This is a genomic window from Paraburkholderia sp. C35 (assembly GCF_003121405.1).
GTDB lineage: Bacteria > Pseudomonadota > Gammaproteobacteria > Burkholderiales > Burkholderiaceae > Paraburkholderia.
This window is the reverse complement of record NZ_QBUY01000223.1, coordinates 1-1,098: the sequence shown is the minus strand read 5'-3', so window position 1 is coordinate 1,098 and position 1,098 is coordinate 1. Positions and strand designations below refer to the sequence as shown.

Genomic DNA, 1,098 nt, shown 5'->3' with positions numbered 1-1,098 from the left:
GGCGGTTTCAAAGACCAAGTGCAACAGCGGGGTTAATTTCGATGCCCTGTTTCTTGCAGTTTTCCATGAAGGCTTGCGCAGGCGTTTTCCAGCCGAGCGTTTTGCGCGGACGGGTGTTCATCGAGATCGCAATCAGGTCAAGCTGCCGCTGTGAGAGTACGGACAGGTCTGCGCCTTTGGGCAGGTACTGGCGCAACAGACCGTTGGTGTTCTCACAGATGCCGCGCTGCCACGGGCTGTGTGGATCGCAGAAGTAGATGCGGATGCCCGTCGCTTTGGCCAGTTCCTTGTGCAGTGCCATCTCCTTGCCCTGATCGTAGGTCAGCGTCTTGAGCAGTTGCGGGTCAAGCGGCGCGAACGCCGCGCTGTAGGCCCGCAACGCTTCTTCCGCTGTGCTGCCATCCATTTTGACCAGCATCAGGAACAGCGTGCTGCGATCGATCAGCGTGCCCACCGCCGAGCGGTTTGCTGCACCCTTGATGAGATCGCCTTCCCAGTGTCCGGTTCTCAACCGCTCGTTCGCCTCGGGCGGACGCACGTGGATGCTGACCATGTCGGTGAGCTTGCCCCGTCGGTCTTCCCCTTGCGAGCGGGGTCTGCGGGTGCTGCGTCCCCGCCTGAGAAGCGCGACCAGCTCGCGTTTGAGCTCGCCCCGAGGCATGGCATAGATGGCGTGATAGATGGTTTCGTGAGACACGTTCAGCGTGGGATCGTCCGGATGCGCCAGCTTCAGTTGCGTACTGATCTGCTCGGGTGAATGGTATTGGCTCAACAGTTCACGCACTTGCGGCCACAGCGGCCCGTCGATGCGCAGTTTGCGCGCCCGGCGTGGCTTGCGGCGCAGTCTGCCTGCCCGCAAACCTGCACGCCTTGAATTGTAGCCGCCCGCAATCGCCGGGCGCCCCATCACTGAACGCTCGTGGGTCGGCTTCCAGTCATTGCGCCTCAGCTCACGACTGATCGTACTCGGTGAGCGCACAAGAGCACGCGCGAGATCGCGCGTGCTCTTGTCCTCAAGCTTCATTGCAAATATCACACCGCGCTCTTCGGCGCTCAACTGTTCGTAGTTCTTTCCCATGCAACATATCCTAATCGGAC

Annotated in this window: 1 protein-coding gene; it reads right to left on the bottom strand. The window is 60.7% G+C overall.

All coding sequences use genetic code 11. The annotated features are described in order from the left end of the window. Nucleotides 1–7: 7 nt before the first annotated feature. Nucleotides 8–1,078: an IS30 family transposase gene (locus tag DK391_RS44045; RefSeq protein ID WP_109484277.1), complete on the bottom strand. Its 1,071-nt coding sequence runs from the start codon at nt 1,076–1,078 to the stop codon at nt 8–10. Between the last annotated feature and the right edge of the window lie 20 nt (nt 1,079–1,098).

Bases quoted from the DNA above. Each gene is read 5' to 3' on its own strand.
- DK391_RS44045 (WP_109484277.1), bottom strand. From the start codon at position 1,078: ATGGGAAAGAACTACGAACAGTTGAGCGCCGAAGAGCGCGGTGTGATA.